Source organism: Microcystis sp. M_OC_Ca_00000000_C217Col, from assembly GCF_007095585.1.
In the GTDB taxonomy this organism is placed as follows: domain Bacteria; phylum Cyanobacteriota; class Cyanobacteriia; order Cyanobacteriales; family Microcystaceae; genus Microcystis; species Microcystis panniformis.
In genome coordinates this window covers 1-17,378 of record NZ_SFBV01000135.1, presented here as the reverse complement: position 1 = coordinate 17,378, position 17,378 = coordinate 1, and the positions used below count along the sequence as shown (strand labels likewise).

General features: G+C 41.8%; 10 protein-coding genes and 1 pseudogene. 8 read left to right on the top strand and 3 right to left on the bottom strand.

The window, feature by feature from the left end; translation table 11 throughout:
• The 4 genes and pseudogenes from EWV66_RS24380 to EWV66_RS07910 all read left to right on the top strand — a co-directional run.
• Positions 1 to 173, top strand: a pseudogene (locus tag EWV66_RS24380) (RRXRR domain-containing protein); the annotation flags it as partial.
• A 59-nt stretch (positions 174 to 232) separates the two neighbouring features.
• The gene (gene sat, locus EWV66_RS07920) at positions 233 to 1,402 is read left to right on the top strand and encodes a sulfate adenylyltransferase (RefSeq protein ID WP_185237337.1); all 1,170 of its coding nucleotides are present in this window, start codon (positions 233 to 235) and stop codon (positions 1,400 to 1,402) included.
• Positions 1,399 to 3,474 (top strand): caspase family protein, encoded by a 2,076-nt coding sequence (locus EWV66_RS07915; protein WP_287107999.1) that lies wholly within the window; start codon positions 1,399 to 1,401, stop codon positions 3,472 to 3,474. Before sat ends, EWV66_RS07915 begins: the two co-directional genes overlap by 4 nt.
• A gap of 75 nt (positions 3,475 to 3,549) precedes the next feature.
• A complete protein-coding gene (locus tag EWV66_RS07910; RefSeq protein ID WP_052276697.1) occupies positions 3,550 to 5,196 on the top strand; it encodes a DUF6930 domain-containing protein in 1,647 nt (548 codons plus the stop codon).
• Positions 5,197 to 5,408: 212 nt separating this feature from the next.
• On the opposite strand, the gene EWV66_RS07905 is transcribed toward EWV66_RS07910, so the two are convergent.
• Entirely contained in the window at positions 5,409 to 7,373 is a 1,965-nt protein-coding gene (locus EWV66_RS07905; RefSeq protein ID WP_052276696.1) for an ATP-dependent nuclease, read from the bottom strand.
• A gap of 600 nt (positions 7,374 to 7,973) precedes the next feature.
• Here EWV66_RS07905 and msrA point away from each other — a divergent pair.
• Positions 7,974 to 8,636, top strand: a complete 663-nt coding sequence (gene msrA, locus EWV66_RS07900) for a peptide-methionine (S)-S-oxide reductase MsrA (protein WP_287108002.1) — start codon at positions 7,974 to 7,976, stop codon at positions 8,634 to 8,636.
• Positions 8,637 to 8,829: 193 nt separating this feature from the next.
• On the opposite strand, the gene EWV66_RS07895 is transcribed toward msrA, so the two are convergent.
• The gene (locus EWV66_RS07895) at positions 8,830 to 11,229 is read right to left on the bottom strand and encodes an ATP-binding cassette domain-containing protein (RefSeq protein ID WP_287108004.1); all 2,400 of its coding nucleotides are present in this window, start codon (positions 11,227 to 11,229) and stop codon (positions 8,830 to 8,832) included.
• Between the two features lie 196 nt (positions 11,230 to 11,425).
• Between EWV66_RS07895 and sir the strand changes: the two genes are divergently transcribed.
• From sir to EWV66_RS07880, 3 genes are all read left to right on the top strand, one after another.
• Positions 11,426 to 13,363 carry a sulfite reductase, ferredoxin dependent gene (gene sir / locus EWV66_RS07890; RefSeq protein ID WP_287108006.1) on the top strand — a complete coding sequence of 646 codons (1,938 nt, stop codon included), beginning with the start codon at positions 11,426 to 11,428 and terminating at the stop codon, positions 13,361 to 13,363.
• A 105-nt stretch (positions 13,364 to 13,468) separates the two neighbouring features.
• Positions 13,469 to 15,355: a tetratricopeptide repeat protein gene (locus tag EWV66_RS07885; RefSeq protein ID WP_287108007.1), complete on the top strand. Its 1,887-nt coding sequence runs from the start codon at positions 13,469 to 13,471 to the stop codon at positions 15,353 to 15,355.
• A 1-nt stretch (position 15,356) separates the two neighbouring features.
• On the top strand, positions 15,357 to 16,610 hold the full coding sequence (locus EWV66_RS07880) for a P-loop NTPase fold protein (protein ID WP_287108009.1): 1,254 nt from the start codon (positions 15,357 to 15,359) through the stop codon (positions 16,608 to 16,610).
• 591 nt (positions 16,611 to 17,201) lie between these two features.
• On the opposite strand, the gene EWV66_RS07875 is transcribed toward EWV66_RS07880, so the two are convergent.
• Positions 17,202 to 17,378 (bottom strand): transposase (locus EWV66_RS07875; RefSeq protein WP_287108012.1); only part of this gene is annotated, 177 nt, incomplete at its 5' end.

The following is a 17,378-nucleotide window of genomic DNA, read 5'->3' as shown; positions in this document are numbered from 1 at the left end:
ATGGGTTCCGTAAAGGAGATTTAGTTTCTTCTCCCAAAGGAATTGGTTATGTTAGTGGAGATACCGAAAAACAGCTATCTGTAAGCGATACCAGTTGGAAACGATTGGGACAGATAGCTGTTAGCAAGATTCAGTTAATCCGTCGTTCTAACGGTTTAATTGTTTCTCGCTAACTTATATAAAGCCGCCCTCCGTTATCGCTAAAGGGCGGGGTTTCAGACCCAATTTTTCGATGACTGTACTGACCGAAGGAATCGCGCCCCACGGTGGGCAATTAATTAATCGTATTGCTACCGCTGCCGAAAAAGCTGAATTTCTGGCCCTAGCTGAAAAACTACCGCGAGTTTCCCTAGATGAACGATCGCTCTCGGATTTAGTTATGATTGCTATTGGTGGTTTCAGTCCCCTTAAAGGCTTTATGGAACAGGACGACTACGAAAAAGTCGTCGATGATATGCGTCTAATCAATGGTTTACCCTGGGCAATTCCCGTGACTCTTTCCGTTAGGGAAGAAGTGGCGGATCCCCTCAAAGAAGGCAACTGGATTCGTTTAGATGACAGCGAAGGCAACTTTGTCGGAGTCCTGGAACTAACCCAAAAATACCGTTATAATAAGGCCCACGAAGCAGTTAACGTCTATCGTACCGACGACCAGAAACACCCCGGGGTAAAAGTCCTCTACGAACAGGGAGAAATTAACCTCGCGGGTCCAATTTGGTTACTTCAGCGTGATCCTCATCCTCAGTTTCCCAAATATCAGATCGATCCTCTGCAATCGCGCAAGATGTTCCACGAAAAAGCTTGGAAAACAATTGTCGGTTTCCAAACCCGTAATCCCATCCACCGGGCCCACGAATACATTCAAAAATGCGCCCTAGAAGTGGTAGATGGTTTATTCTTGCATCCTCTTGTCGGCGCTACCAAAAGCGATGATGTGCCGGCCGATGTGCGGATGCGTTGCTATGAGATCATGATGGATAAATACTTCCCCCAAGATCGCGTTATTCTAGCTATCAACCCCTCAGCTATGCGTTATGCCGGCCCCCGGGAAGCAATTTTCCACGCTATTATCCGTAAAAACTACGGTTGTACCCATTTTATCGTCGGTCGTGACCATGCCGGAGTCGGCGACTACTACGGAACCTACGATGCCCAGTATATCTTTGATGAGTTCGAGCCGGGGGAATTGGGAATCGTGCCGATGAAGTTTGAACACGCTTTCTACTGCACCCGCACTTCGGGAATGGCAACCACCAAAACTAGCCCCAGTTTACCGGAAGAAAGAATACACCTTTCGGGAACAAAAGTCCGGGAACTGCTGCGTAAAGGAGAATTACCACCTCCAGAATTTTCCCGTCCGGAAGTGGCTGCCGAATTAATCCGGGCTATGCGAGGATCATGAACATAACTAGGCGAGAATTGATCCAGCAGACAGGTTGGGGGTTGCTGACTTTGGCGATTAGTCAAGGAACCCTTAACCGTCATTTGGCCGCTCTCGCCGCTCCTAATCCTCGAAAATTGGCTCTTTTAGTCGGTATTGACCAGTATGGGGCGAATATTCCGCCGCTGCCCGGTTGTCTCACCGATGTGGAGTTACAAAAAGACCTTCTCCGTTATCGTTTTGGCTTTCAGGATGCTGATATAGTGACTTTAACGGGAAAAAAAGCCAGTCGAGAAGCGATCGAAGCGGCTTTTTTAGAACACCTGATCGCCCAAGCCAGGGCAGGGGATGTGGTCATTTTTCACTTTAGTGGTTATGGCAGTGTTGGGGCCGGAAAAGAGGTTTTTATTACTGCTCATGGGGCAGAAAATGCTTTACTTAAGGAAAATATCCTGCTGATGGCTCGCTGTCTAGCTACGGATAAGTTTAGCTTGATTTTTGATAGTAGTCATCTCCCCCAACCTCAGCCCTATCTCGGTAATCTCCGCGTTCGTTCCTATCCCGAAAGCCTTGGGGAGCTTAACCCTGCCGAATTAACTTTCGCTGCCGATATTAAAACCCGTTTTAACCTCAAAAATAAGCCTAGTAACGGCGTTATTCTCGCTGCCGCTAAACCAGAGCAAATCGCCCTGGAATTGAGCGGTAATAGCCCCAATGCTGGCTTATTCACCTATGATCTCACGCAGTATCTCTGGCAAGCTTGCCCCAGTCCGACAATTGCGATCGCTTTTCCCCATCTCCGTAATCTTGTCGCTAGTCACAGCAGTGAACAACAGCAGCCGGCAATCCTAACCAGTAATCAAAAAAATAATTCTGCGCCGCCTTATCATACAACGTCAGAAACGTCAAGGGGGGGCGCAGCAATTGTTACAAATCTTATTGATGAACGCACCCTAGAAGTCAATCTGGTCGGCCTGCCCTTAGAAATCCTAGAAAATTACGGAATTAACTCCTGTTTGAGCTTTATTGGGGCGACTGGGGAGGAAATCAGCCTACAAATTCTCTCCCGTCAGGGTTTAAAAGCCAAAGCGCAATTATTATCCCCGGCTGCTTCCCTAGAAATAGGACAGATTCTACAGGAAAAATTGCGGGTTTTTCCCAGTCAAATCGGCTTAATCGTCGGTTTGGATAGTAACTTAACCCGAATTGAACGGGTAGATGCCACCAGTACCTTTGCCGGTTTGCCCGATGTGGCCGCCGTGGTTAACATTGGTGAACAAACGGTAGATTGTCTCTTAAGTCGAGTTGGTGGCGAAGAAACTGGCAATTATCAGTTATTATCTGCCAATGGCTCCCTAATTATCGGTAGTTTAGGGGCGGCCAACGAAGCCATTAAATCGGGGATCAAACGACTGCAATCCCAACTAGAAACCCTGCTGGCCTGCAAATTGTGGCACTTGTTGATCAATCAAGAATCCTCCGGTTTAGCCGTCATTGTCACCCTGGAAAGCCTCGATCAAACCTATATCTCGACGGTACAAACCCAAAAAATTGCGGGTAGCAAGGGGATTAATACCGCTAAAAATGACTTAATTCTGCCCGTCGGGACAGAAATTCGCTATCAAATCGAAAATCAAGAAGAACAACCCCTCTACGCAATGATCCTTGTCCTCAACAGCGATTGCCAACCGCTTTTATACTGTTCCCGTCCAGAAAACCCCGATAATTTCACCAATTCTAGCCCATTAGCCCCCTTTGTCGTGGCGGCCAAAACCAAGGCCACCATCCCCAATTCCGGCCAAGGGCATTGGAAAATTAGTCAACCCAAGGGCATCAGAGAGAATATACTGATCCTCAGTCGCCATCCTTTCCCGAACACCTTGACCCTTCTCAATGCCACTCAAAGCCTCAAGGGAGAAGCAACCCAACTGCTCACCCTGACTAACCCCCTAGAAATAGCCAGAGCTTTCTGGAGCGATCTAAAATTAGATTTAGGTCTAAAAATGGATAATTCTGGCAGTGTCATTGATGAATACGCCTTTGATCTGGGAACTTGGTCAGGTTTCCGGTTTATTTATCAAGTTATCGACTAAATCGATAGAATGATTCTATGGAATCCTTGAAAAGAAAAGGTTAAAATTCTAACACAGCTACCCCTAAATTTCCCGATGAATCTTCTGCCCCGGACCACCCAAAGCCGCCTCAAAAAAATCCCACAAATTCCCAGTGTTTGGGAAGGAGATCGTCGTGCTTTATCCTTATCCGAGAGAATGCCCCGGGCTACCCTAGAACCAAATCAAGAAAGCGGTGGCGAGTGCGTGATCTGGGTGGATGGTAGCGAGGGCTGTGTACGCTCTATGGAAGTAGTTTCCCCCGAAACCGGGCCCGAGGCCATGGTGAGAACCTTAATCCGTGCCATCGAAACGCCGCAAAGTCCCGCCCGGCCAGCTAGACCGAAAAAAATTATCGTCCGCGATCGAGAAACACAGTTTTTTCTGCGCGGGGTACTGCAAGATCTCGATATCACCATCGATTATGTCCCCAATTTGCCCCTGATCGATGATCTCTTTCGTGGATTCGACGAATTCCAAAATAACCGCCCCCCAGCAATTCCTCCCGCTTGGCAGTCCGTTTTAGTGAAAACCGCTCACGAAATTTGGAAAGCTGAACCCTGGTCCTGTTTAGCTGATTACGATATTTTGGAAATTAAGCTCGATCGCCCCGATTTCCCGCATCTTTACGCCTGTGTCATGGGAATGCTCGGTCGGGAATACGGAGTCATTCTCTATCGTTCCCTAGCATCCCTCAAACAATTCCGCCAGTCCGCTTTAGAAGAAAAATCGATGGAAAGATTAGAAAAAGCCTTTCTTTCCCAAGATTGCTGGTTTTTAAGCTACGAATTGGCCGATGATGATGAGGACGATGATGAGGATGACTACGATCTGGCCTCGGCTCCCCCTTCCCAGATCCATCCAGTTTTCGGCAGCGTGCATCCCTACGAAGGTATTCGCCCCTATTTGGATGAAGAAGAAGCAATCACGGTATATTTAGCTTTAATGGCTCTGTTGCGCTTTTTTAAAGGCAATCAATCCGCTTTATCCGAAGAACCGATCGGAGAATTACAGCGTCGTTTTCGCATTCCCCTCGATCCCGAACAAGCAAAAGGGGAAACCGTGGCCGTGACGGTGGCCACGATGCCCGATCTATGTGCGGAATTTATGCAACTCTTAGAGGAGGAGGACGACGATGAGGATGATGAGGATGATGAGGAAGAATCCGTACTCAAGGAAAATCTAGTCCCCGATAATGCACATCTGAGTCTGGGAATGGTTCCCTGGCAATTATTAGATAAAATTCGCAGTCGTCCGAAAATCCATTATCAACCCCAATCCGTACCCACAAAAGGGGAGGGTTTCCCCGTGGTCATGATCCAGACCTCCCGACCGAAAGCCAAGGAACTGATCGAAAAAATCGAACAAGCTGGCGGTTTGGAGGCTATTGGTTTTAACCCCGGCGAAGATCCCCTCGAAGATACCCGTTATGATCTGGGGATTCTGAAAATGGCTAACGGTGATCTTTATCTATTTGGGGAATTCGAGCAAGATGATCCCGACCACCGTACCGCGCGCCGCAATTGGCAAAAACGCATCAAAAATACCGAGGGTTATTGTGGTTTGATTATTGCTATGGGTGTAACTGGTTCCTCCTGCGGTAATCCCCAATTAAACGATATGTTAGCCCTCTACGAGGCAAAATCGATCAATAGTAAAGATTTAGACTTGGGAGTTTTGACTCTTATGCCTCACTTCGGTTAATTTGAACCGGCAGCGGCGCAGCTTTTTTCAGTGAACAGTGATCAGTTTGCTTGGCAAATTCATTGACATACTCCCACCGTCAAGCTGCGCTATGAAGTGTAGAAATATGCCCATGACGAATCGATTTTTACCGCCGCGCATGGGCAGAAATTCCCTTAATGGGTAGGTCAACTTCGATCAGGCGTTTAGGGTAGGTCATCAGGGTTAAAATTTTACAATTTGGTTAAAAAATCCCACTCATTAAACCAAGTCGAGCGATCAACAAGATTGAGTAATGAAATAAAATCTTGCTCAATATTGAACTCTATATTATAAGGTTTGGTCACTTGATTGATAATTGCTTGAACATCATTTTTATTAGCCATTTTATAAAATTCACGATTGTCATTGATGGTTTTTAAATACCTCCTAAATAGAGTATTTAGACTAATATCCTTTTCTCTAATAGGATTTTGGTTATTCAAAAAATCCCTTTTACTTAGTTGTTCCCTGACGTTGGCATACCGATGGCAAGTCTCATCAATATAGTTATCATCAAGACTCTCTAGCTTTTGTTGCATAATTGTTAAATAATGATTCTCTAGGGATTGTACCAAAGCAGATCGATCAACATTAATATCATCTTTTTTGGCTTCTAGCCATTTTTTTAGTAGATGAGATAACTTGATCAAATCCATTAATAAAATTGACTCAAAAGTATAAGACGGAGTGATATAAGTTGGAATTTTAAAATGACTACCCAGTGCTTCAATAAGCTTATCACGGTGATCATCCTCAATAAAATCACGATCAAAGACGAGAAAAGCCTTACTCCAAAGCGTTTCTTGATTCTTAATTTGCTGAAAAACTGTCTTATAACTAGGTAAATCCTTAAAAATTTGAGAGACTCCACCTATCACCCAAAAGACATATTTTTTGGTATTTACCCCTAAAGTCATTTTTTGTAACAATGTATAAATTGCTTTTGCATCATCCTGACCTTCCACAAATAAAATATGATCTGCCTCAATAGCATTGATAAAGTCTAAACCATTACTATTACCCAAAGAACTAATAATCGGATTCAGACTAGAGGGATAAATTCCTTTAAAACGAGAGCCAACATCTAAACTATGTTCATCTTTAACCACAGAAGTATAGTGATAGTTGGGTCTGTTTTCAATATGAAAAAGCTGATACAGAGGAACCTGACGAATTAGAGTCTCATTATGAGTTGTTAAAAAGATTTGAGTATTTGTCGAAAATCTAAGAACCGTATCGATTAAACGTTTTTGAATATCCCGATGAATATGACTATCAGGCTCATCAAATAAAATTAAGTTTAGGTCTCTAGTTTTTTCTGGTGCGTAAAGATTCAATAAAATAACAATAATTTGTAACGTTCCACTTCCCAATAGAGAAATATCTTTCTCAATGTCTCTTGACTCGATTTTATAATCAATCACTGATTTTATATCTTTTTGGATATCACTTTTAGGGAAAAACTCAATTTTTTTATCGCCGTTAAAGAGAATATATGATAAATCTCGAATAAATTTATTGTAAAGATTTTCATTTCGATTGGTATCATAATAAAGATTGTATAAACGATTACGAACAACTTCAACAGACTCTCTTTTTTGAATAGATTCAATAATTTGTGGACGAGTCACAAATCTCTCCTCAGTTCTGATGGTAGCTACAGGAGAAGCAAAAGATGCACTAATAGGGTTGGGAAAATTTTCAAAAAACTCATTGAATCCTCTAAAGTTATATTGGTTATAATTCAAAAGCTCGATAACATAATTTAAACCAGAGGTCTTGATAGAAAAACCAATTTCTAAATTTATATTTTCTTTATTTAAATTAATAGACAATTCAATAGGAGCAGTTGTATCACGTTGATAAAAGATATCGTCAATATTTGAAGTTCTAACCGTTTTAATAGTTTCGTAAGGAAAATATTTTTCTGTTGTATGACCGAGAATATAATCACCTTTTTTGTACAACTCTTTATATCCTTTGCCCGCTTGCCGAATTAGCTTATTAAAACACTCATGCCAAAGAGCGATCGCCTCTAGCAAATTGGTTTTTCCTGAATTATTAACCCCAGTAAAGACATTAAAATCAGGATCTAGATCTACGGTAACATTTTGAAAAGACTTAAAATTTTTAATCTGAATTTTGCTGATCTTCATTCCCGTTCATCCTGCCGTAGAATTGCCTCTAGTCCAAGCTGATAATGTTCAATGCTTGTAACAGGTTGCCGTCCTAGCGTAACCGCATCTCGAATGACATAAACTTCCGACATTGTCCCACAGTTAAACACCATATAGAGCTAATAGTCCCGCTTTAATCGTTCGGCTGTTTTATACTTATCTTTGATGTTAGCATAATTGGGAAGTAGGTTAGCCCAATTAAATCTAATTACGGAGCAGCCTCGTAGGTTGGTTTGAGCGAAACAATACTTAGGAGAAAACGTATTAATTCAATTGAAAAAGCGACACCCAACCACCCCAACGCTTACTGCTTAACTCTCAAAGTAATTGGCTGATAGCATTTTTCTTGATTCGTGGCAGGCATCCTACTCGCCTCTCCCACCCCCCCCCTTGTCCCCCCGATGTCGGGGGGGTAGGGGGTGAGGGTAATTAACCATCTCTGCCATTACTTGAGAAAAACGGTATCAGTAGATTGACAAAAATTGGGCTGCAGCCTTAGTTCTGATCACTGATCACTGAAATCGCCAAAATTAAGCGATAATGTAAAGTAAAGTAAAACTTTCTGGACAAATTCTTATTATGGTGTTATTCGGATTCGGAAAAAAATTAACTTTGCCCACCGTAAGGGAGGCCCTACCCGGGCGATCGGAAAAAATGCCCGTACCTAGCACCCACTACGTTAACGGTCATCCTTTGCAGCCCCCCTTCCCCGGCGGTATGGAAACCGCAATGTTTGGTTTAGGCTGTTTTTGGGGAGCAGAGCGCAAATTTTGGCAATTAGAAGGAGTTTACACCACGGCCGTAGGTTATGCGGCTGGTATCACCCCTAATCCCACCTATCAGGAAGTGTGTACCGGCATGACTGGGCATAATGAAGTGGTCTTAGTGGTCTATGATCCCAGTGTGATTTCCTACGAACAACTGTTAAAGGTTTTCTGGGAAAGTCATAATCCCACCCAAGGAATGCGTCAGGGTAATGATACGGGGACTCAGTATCGATCGGGTATCTATACCTATAGTCCCCAGCAAAAGGAATTAGCGGAAAAATCTCGATCGATCTACCAAGAAGCCCTCAATAAAGCCGGCCATGGTCAAATTACCACGGAAATTATCGACGCACCTGAATTTTATTATGCTGAAGTTTATCATCAGCAGTATTTAGCGAAAAATCCCGGCGGTTACTGTGGTTTAGGGGGAACGAAAGTGGAATGTCCCATCGCTCTTAATCTGAAGTTAAATTAAGTAGGGTTAGGAGTCAGTTATCAGTGATCAGTTATCAGTGATCAGTGATCAGTTTTCAGTTTTCATTCATAATTTATCATTCATAATTTATAGCGTTTCCTGTTCGCAAGAGGTACATTATCGATGTTGAAAAGCCTAATCAGCAAAGGTTTAACTGTCACACCCAAGTGTGAGAACCGCTATATCATTCAGATCACAAAATATCTTTTCTTTTTTGCAACCAAGAGGTAAGGAGAAAATAAATAAGGGAATGAAGAATTAAAACTCCCCAATTCAATAACAAATTATTGATAGATAATTGATAAACTTGATTGGTATCCTCAAAGGGTAAAGGGATATTAAAGTCATTTTTTTCTTTCGCTTCTGCAATCATAGCTTCCACCTCTACTAATACCCCGTAGGCACCAATCGACCAGCGACTAATCATCAACCATGATAGATATTTTCCCAGACCTTCTAAGTTAAATAATACCCCAGCAAAGATAATCTGAGGAATTAAAATTAAAGGTAATGCGCTATTTGCTTGAGTGATATTACTAACGCCAGCAGAAATTAATAAACCGAGATTAATTGCCGCAAATATAGTTAAAAATGTGGTAATAAAACAGCCAATTAACCAGGTCATTAATTCTGGTTGCGGGTCAGTAAATCCCCAAAATATCACGCAGGTAATTACAATTGTTTGCAGAAAAGCTAAGGCTGCTAAAACCAGAATTTTCGAGAATAAATAGGGTAATAATCCCAGATTAACTAATCTTTCTCGCTGATAAATGGCTGATTCTTTGACAATTTCCTGTAGGGAACAGGCAAAACCTACCCACAATTCCGCGCAGGTAAAAACAAAGAGAGTTTTTAAGGCTAAAGTTGCCGATTCGATAGCATCTTCAGTCCCAGCATTATCTCCCAAAAATAAAGGATCTTTGTCCCCTAAAACCATGGCCATTAAAAAAATTCCGATCGGGGCGGTTAATAGGTATAAAATTAAACTAAATTGATCACGGATAATTAACTTGCTATACCGTTGACATAAGACCTGTAGTTGTTGCCAAAAAGATTGTTGAACCTGTTGCGGTTTACTATGATTTTGCTGAAATATTTTACCGATTCTTGCTTCAATATTATTTTTGTAGTAGTCGGATTTTTGGAAACGTTGGCATTCTTGCTCAACTTTTTCGCTAGTTTCCAGATGAATATAAATATCGGCAAAATCCCCCTGAGGTAAAGAGAAAAAATTTAAGGCCTCCCCCGGAGAACCAAAATAACATAAATTGCCCCCTTGACCAAGAAAAACTAATCGATCGCAGAGATTGATATTATTAGTAGCATGGGTAACTAGGAGAATTGTTCTGCCTTCTTTGGCCAATTTTGCCAGCAATTCCATCATCTTTTTATCTAAACCGGGGTCTAATCCCGAGGTGGGTTCATCTAAAAAGAATAATTTGGGATTGGCTAATAATTCTACCGCAATACTCACCCTTTTTAACTGACCACCGCTTAAGTCTCTGACTAAAGTATTTCTTCTTTCTAATAATTCCACCTGCTGCAGGGTTTTCTCGATCACTTCTTGGCAATTAAGATCCGGAGGTAGCCTTAATTTAGAAGCGTAATATAACACTTCTCCCACGGTTAAATCCCTGTGGACGATATCGTATTGGGGAACATAACCGATTTGGGTGCGATAGATATTAAAATTCTGGCGCAGCTCTTCCCCATTCAGATAAACAGTTCCCGAGGTGGTGGGTTCAATTCCTAATAAAGTCTTTAATAAAGTCGATTTTCCCGCACCACTTCCCCCGACAATCGCCACTAATTGACTCGGTTCGATCGGTAGGGAGATATGATTGAGAATTATCAAAGGTCGTTTCTTTTTATCCCGCACCATCCTGACGATATTTTCGGCATCCAGACGGATATTATCCCCCGTATCTAATAAAACCAATTCATCTCCCTGCAACCGAAAACTATAGGGGCCGATTCTCACCGTACAACCGTTGGTTAAAATGGCACTACCCGATACTTTTTGTCCGTCGATAAAGACTCCATTGGTGCTTTTGTCGTGGAGAATATAACGATTTTGGTTATCGCTGTCGATAATCGCGTGTTGTCGGGAAATTGTCGGAGCGTCTAAAACCACAGTGGCAGCATGATCTCGTCCTAAAACTACACTGCGATTGCTTAGGGAAACCGATTTAAAAGCTAAAGGTGGGCTTTTTACCTGTTGATTAGGATGATAATAGGTAATCTTGACCGAATTTTTGACATCTTGACCGATATTAATCTCATCCCCATTTTGTAAAAGATAGCCATCTTTGGGAGTAATCACGCGATTGTTGATAAAAAGTTGATTGGAACTAGGATTAGTCCCGTCTCCATCGTAGATATAGTAATCATCTCCCTGACGACGAAAACAAGCTTGTACTCGACTCACCACCGTCCAGTGTTGGGGAACAACTAAATCCACCTGTTGACCATCCCGACCCAATTTATAATTAGGACGACTCAGATTAATAGAAGGGAGAATTTCTCCCTGATTGTTAAGAATAATGTAGGGTTCTTGACTAATAACCGTTTTAATGTTGGGAGAATTGGTCATAAAAATTCGATCGGTAGATGGCGTTCGCGGGGGACGGTAAGAAGCTAAGATAGAATTAAGGTCTCGATCGCTACTGTTAACCTCAGAGTCTGGAACGAACTCTAGAGATCATCTTAGTAAAACTTCTTAGGATCGATCGAGCTTGTCTAAATTCCTATTCCTAAGACCTATCCACAGGTTATCGTGCTGTTAGACGATGGTTACAACTCCTATTTCTCCTACCGCCAAGGTTTCTAAAGTCGAAGGTATCAAAGAACGCAGTAATTATCTACGAGAACCTTTGGCCAGTGAACTCCTCGAAGATACAACCCATTTTACCGATGCGGCGGTGCAGATCCTCAAATTTCACGGTTCCTATCAACAGGATAATCGCGACAATAGAGCCAAAGGTCAAGAAAAAGACTATCAAATGATGTTGCGTACCCGCAGTCCGGGGGGGTTTATTCCCGCGCAACTATATCTTACCCTCGATAGTTTGTCCGATCGCTACGGTAACGGCACTTTACGCGTGACAACTCGCCAAGGCTTCCAATTACACGGCATTTTAAAGAAAAATCTCAAAGCTACCCTCGGGGAAATTATCCGCAGTATGGGATCCACTTTAGCGGCCTGTGGTGATGTTAACCGCAATGTCACCGCACCGCCAGCCCCCTACAAAAATCGCCCCGAATACGGCTATGCTTGGGAATATGCCAATAATATCGCCGATTTGCTCACTCCCCAAACTGGAGCTTACTACGAAATTTGGCTCGATGGCGAAAAAGTGATCAGTGCAGAAGAAGCGCCAGAAGTCAAGGCATCGAGACAAAAAGATACAAATGGCATTAACAAAAACGATCTGATCGAACCGATCTACGGTCAACATTATATGCCCCGTAAGTTCAAGATCGGTGTCACCGTGCCGGGAGACAACTCCATCGATATCTACACCAATGACATCGGTTTAGTGGTGATTACCGACGCAAACGGTCAATTACAGGGTTTTAACGTCCTTGCGGGGGGTGGACTGGGAAGAACCCACAATAAGGAAGAAACTTTCCCCAGAATGGCCGATGCGATCGGTTATGTGGACAAAGAAGATGTGTACGATCTGGTAAAAGCGATCGTGGCAACCCAAAGAGATTACGGAGATCGCGGCGATCGTCGTCATGCCAGAATGAAATATATCCTCGAAGAATGGGGAGTAGAAAAATTCCGCAGCACTGTTGAGGGTTATTTCGGTCAAAAAATTGCCCCCTACCAACCCCTCCCCGATTGGAAATATCAAGACTTTTTGGGATGGAATGAACAGGGAGACGGAAAATTATTTTTTGGTCTTTCTGTGGAGAATGGCCGGGTCAAAAATGAAGGCAGTTTTCAGCTAAAAACCGCCTTAAAAGTGATTATCGAGCGTTTTCAGCTGCCCATGCGCTTGACGGCTAACCATAATATCATTCTCTACGAAATCGAACCCCAGGATCAACAAGCGATCGAGGCGATCCTGAAAGAACACGGAATTGTCACCAATCCCGCCGAAATTGACCCTTTAACCCGTTATTCCATGGCCTGTCCCGCTTGGCCTACCTGTGGATTAGCGATTACTGAGTCAGAAAGAATCTTACCCAGCGTGATTGAACGCATTCGCGCCCTGCTTAATCGCTTAGGATTAAGCAAAGAGCAATTTGTCATCCGCATGACAGGATGTCCTAATGGCTGCGCGCGTCCCTATATGGCAGAATTAGGATTTGTGGGTAGCGCTCCCAATTCCTACCAACTCTGGTTAGGGGGAACAGCCGATCAAACTCGACTAGCGCGCCCCTATTTGGATAAAATGGCGATCGATGATCTAGAAAAGGTCTTAGAACCGATTTTCGTTTACTTCCAACAGGATCAACAAAATAACGAAACCTTCGGAGAATTCTGTCACCGAGTCAATTTCCCTGCTTTACAAGCATTTTCAGCCACCTACACACCTAAAATGACCGAAACTACTACTACTGAATCAAAACCCAAACGCGTGCGTAAAAATCAAAACCGTGTAAGCGTCCCCGATGATATGTTTGTCCGTCTCAAGGAAGCTTCGGAAACGGAAAAACGGCCGATGAATCAAATCATCAATGAGGCGCTAGAGGCCTATTTCAGCCAAAAATCCTAATCAGTTATCAAGGTGGGACTTAACCCACCTTTTTTTAATTAGTATATTCATAGGGTCGGTCTGTCGAAAAAATCATCGTCCATCACATCATCTTGGTTACGCGATATGGTGCAACAATTGGGGCAGTTTCTCAACCCTCAAGCGGGAAGTATAGAGGAATATCAGAAGTTTTTATCAGAAGTCTTACAAGCAGAATGGGAGAGTAATAGCGATCCTACGGTGGTTTATCCTATCCTACAACGCCGTCAACATCTGTTAGATGATATCTTTGCCCAACTGTTGCAACAATGGGCTAGATATAGGTTTTCTCAAGGGAAACCAGAAGAAGTGGCGGGTATTGTCGGGGTGATTCAGAATTTATGTGTTGATATTCAAAATTTTCCCTTGGGAAGTCGGGCTAATAATCTAGAAATCGCTATTACAGGCTATCAAACGGTTTTAGAAGTAAGAACCCGTGATGCTTTTCGTTATGAATGGGCAAGCGTACAAAATAATCTGGGTAATGCTTATAATAAGCGCATCAGAGGGGAAAGGGCAGAAAATTTAGAGTTAGCTATTGTTGCTTATAACCTGTCTTTAGAAGTCTATACCCGTGATGCTGATGCTTTTCCTTATGAATGGGCAAGCGTACAAAATAATCTAGGGACTGCTTATAGTAATCGCATCAGAGGGGAAAGAGCAGATAATCTAGAGTTAGCTATAGCAGCATTAAACAAGTCTTTAGAAGTATATACCCGTGATGCTTTTCCTCAAACATGGGCAATGATACAAAATAATCTGGGTACTGCTTATAGTCAGCGCATCAGAGAGGAAAGGGCAGAAAATTTAGAGTTAGCTATTGTTGCTTATAACCTGTCTTTAGAAGTCTATACCCGTGATGCTTTTCCTTATGAATGGGCAAGGACACAAAATAATCTGGGTGCTGCTTATAGTCAACGCATCAGAGGGGAAAGGGCAGAAAATTTAGAGTTAGCTATTGTTGCTTATAACCTGTCTTTAGAAGTCTATACCCGTGATGCTTTTCCTTATGAATGGGCAAGGACACAAAATAATCTGGGAAATGCTTATAGACATCGCATCAAAGGGGAAAGGGCAGAAAATTTAGAGTTAGCTATTGTTGCTTATAACCTGTCTTTAGAAGTCTGTACCCGTGATGCTTTTCCTCAAGATTGGGCAGTAACACAAAATAATCTGGGGTCTGCTTACATAAACAGAATCAAAGGAGACATAGTAGAGAATATAGAAACCGCAATTTTCTGTTATCAAGAAGCCTTAAAAATTCGTACTTTTGATGTCTTTCCTCTTGACTGGGCAACTACTCAAAATAATTTAGGCAATGCTTATAGTGAACGAATTAGAGGCAATAAAGCCGAGAATATCGAAAATGCAATTGTCTGTTATCAAGAAGCCTTACAAATTTATACCCGTCAAGCCTTTCCAAGAGATTGGGCAGAGACACAATATAATTTAGCCAATACTCTCAGAGAACGATTTAAACTTCTTGGTAAAGTGGCAGACATTCAACAAGCAATTAACTCTTATAAACAAGCTGGAGAAATTATTGAAAAAACCGAAGACAAAACCTTATATTTTAACTATTCCTATCAATTAGGAAAAGCTTTATTTGAGGGCGGATATTATACAGAAGCTATTGAACACTTAGAAAATTGTCAGCAACTTTATCAAAAACAAAAGGATATTAGTAGTTTGGCTCCAATTTTATTGGAACTTGCCCGTCTCTATCATCGCACTGGTAGGCTCGAACAGGCAAGACTTTATTTTAAAGATTCTTTACGTCTATTCCGCCGTTTGGGTGATCAAGATAATGTGGCTTCTGTGACAACTGCACTGGGCAATCTAGAAATACAAATTGGCAGGATTTCCCAAGCTTGTAGTCATTTAAAAGAGGCACAAACATATTATCAAGAAAACAATAATTCAGAACGACTAGAGGAAATTAATTATCTACTAAAAATTCTACAATCTGCTTAAAATGACAAGACTCAGCCGTTATCAATCAACTCTCAAAAAATGGGGACTTATAGAAAATCCTTTTCGACCAACTCCCCCCGATGATCCCGAAAAATTAGCAAAGATTTTTTATGGACGCGATCAAGTTTTAGATGTCGTTATTCCGACCCTCTATGAAGGACGTAATATCTTAGTTAGGGGAGCTTGGGGTATTGGTAAAACCGCCTTAATTTTTAATTTAATTAACCAGTTACAACAGGAAGTTAACCAATTAAATGAAAAAATGTTATTGCTTTATATTAGCAGTATTCCTGGGGAAAGTTCCACGGAATTTTATCGTGCTTTATTATTAGCTGTAGCCGATAGTTTAGCGGATAGTGATCAAGAATCAGAAGACATTGCTAATACGCTTTTAGGTTATTCTATCCAACGCAATAAAACCACTACTGAAGGACAAGTTAAATTAGGCTTTTTATCCTTTGGCAAAAAGGAAGAATCCCCTGCTAATCAACTGACTCCCACTGCCAATGCTGATCCCTATCCTTTACTCATTCGTTTATTAAATAAAGCCGAAGAAATTTATTCTCGTATTGTTATTGCTATTGATGATTTTGACAAAAAAGACCCCATTGTTGTCCAGACAATTTTAGAAAGTAGTTTAGATTTATTTCGGATGGGAAAACATCGGGGATTTATCATGACAGGAAGAGGCTTTACCGAGTTTCAAGAAGCAACCTTAAAAGCCCTTGGTATCTTTTCTGAAGATATTCCCCTTGAACCCATGAGTCAAGATGATTTACGTCACATTGCTATTAATTATCTTAATAGTGCCAGAAACGAACAGCGAAATGATCCCTATCCTTTCACAGAGGAAGTCATCAATTTAATTACGGGTTACGCTCAAGGAATTCCTCGAGAACTGAATACTATCTGTGAAAAAGTATTACGGCAAGCTGCTTCAGAAGGATATGAAATTATTGATGAAACTGCTTTTTATTCAATTTGGCAAATCCTTCAAAAAGACTTTACTGATTATTTAAGTCCTCAGTTTCGTCATTTATTATACGTTGCTCATCAAGCCGGTGGCATTAGTGAGAATATTTCTGATCAAACTTTGGCTAAACTTGACGCTATAACCTTTGTTGCTCTCTTGCCCCAACTTAAATCGATGGAAGAACAAGGATTATTAATTCGTCAAGAAGATCAAAGCGGTTTTCGTTTTGTTCCTTCCCAATTATTTCAACCTAAGTTACTCCCTGAGTCTCAGTCTGAGTAAATAATAATTGAAGCCATTAGGGGAGTTATAAAAATCGATCAAGCAAAAAAGCAACTAGGTAATGATTGGGTAGTGGTGGTGAGCCATGGTGCTTATCTTGTATGAAGTGTGTAAAATATTTGTTAATAAGTATCTAAGCACAATTAATTACACATCTAAGCCACTACTCCGTCAGACTTCTGCGGTGGTGAGCAAACAGAGAACTGAAAACGCAAATCCGATCCCTAATAAGTAGTCATGCAAAATTAATTACCTGCCCGATCGAGCTAAAACCCTTACGGGGCAATGATCGTCATGTGTAAATAATTTTGCCTAGGTACTTAGCTTTATCCCGTCTCCCGTCTCCCGTCTCCCGTCTCCTGTCTCCTGTCTCCTGTCTCCTGTCTCGACTAGGAAATTAATTTTGCACGACTACTTAACAATAATTTGCTCAACTCACTATCTTTATCTAAAAAAATGGAGAATCCCGTTGGGGCTATTTGATACTTTATTTATGACTAAGATAACCAACAAAGCAAAGCGTTAAACCTTCGTCCCCACTCCCCAACCACTCACGGATTAATTTGGCTCTTCGTTACCCTTTATGCTAAATCAACAGACAAGATGCCAAGATAACATACTTCTAACCCAAAAATTACGAAAGTTTCTCAAGCCATAGCCTCTCCGTTTTATTAGTTTAAGTTTATTGTTGATTCCCTCGACCACCCCATTCGTTGTCCTTCGCTCGAAATAACTAATTATTTCTCCAAACCAGTTTCGGATTGTTTG

What these genes read in the sequence shown, in the direction of transcription:
- sat (WP_185237337.1), top strand. Translation starts at nt 233, where the DNA reads ATGACTGTACTGACCGAAGGAATCGCGCCCCACGGTGGGCAATTAATT.
- EWV66_RS07915 (WP_287107999.1), top strand. Translation starts at nt 1,399, where the DNA reads ATGAACATAACTAGGCGAGAATTGATCCAGCAGACAGGTTGGGGGTTG.
- EWV66_RS07910 (WP_052276697.1), top strand. Translation starts at nt 3,550, where the DNA reads ATGAATCTTCTGCCCCGGACCACCCAAAGCCGCCTCAAAAAAATCCCA.
- EWV66_RS07905 (WP_052276696.1), bottom strand. Translation starts at nt 7,373, where the DNA reads ATGAAGATCAGCAAAATTCAGATTAAAAATTTTAAGTCTTTTCAAAAT.
- msrA (WP_287108002.1), top strand. Translation starts at nt 7,974, where the DNA reads ATGGTGTTATTCGGATTCGGAAAAAAATTAACTTTGCCCACCGTAAGG.
- EWV66_RS07895 (WP_287108004.1), bottom strand. Translation starts at nt 11,229, where the DNA reads ATGACCAATTCTCCCAACATTAAAACGGTTATTAGTCAAGAACCCTAC.
- sir (WP_287108006.1), top strand. Translation starts at nt 11,426, where the DNA reads ATGGTTACAACTCCTATTTCTCCTACCGCCAAGGTTTCTAAAGTCGAA.
- EWV66_RS07885 (WP_287108007.1), top strand. Translation starts at nt 13,469, where the DNA reads ATGGTGCAACAATTGGGGCAGTTTCTCAACCCTCAAGCGGGAAGTATA.
- EWV66_RS07880 (WP_287108009.1), top strand. Translation starts at nt 15,357, where the DNA reads ATGACAAGACTCAGCCGTTATCAATCAACTCTCAAAAAATGGGGACTT.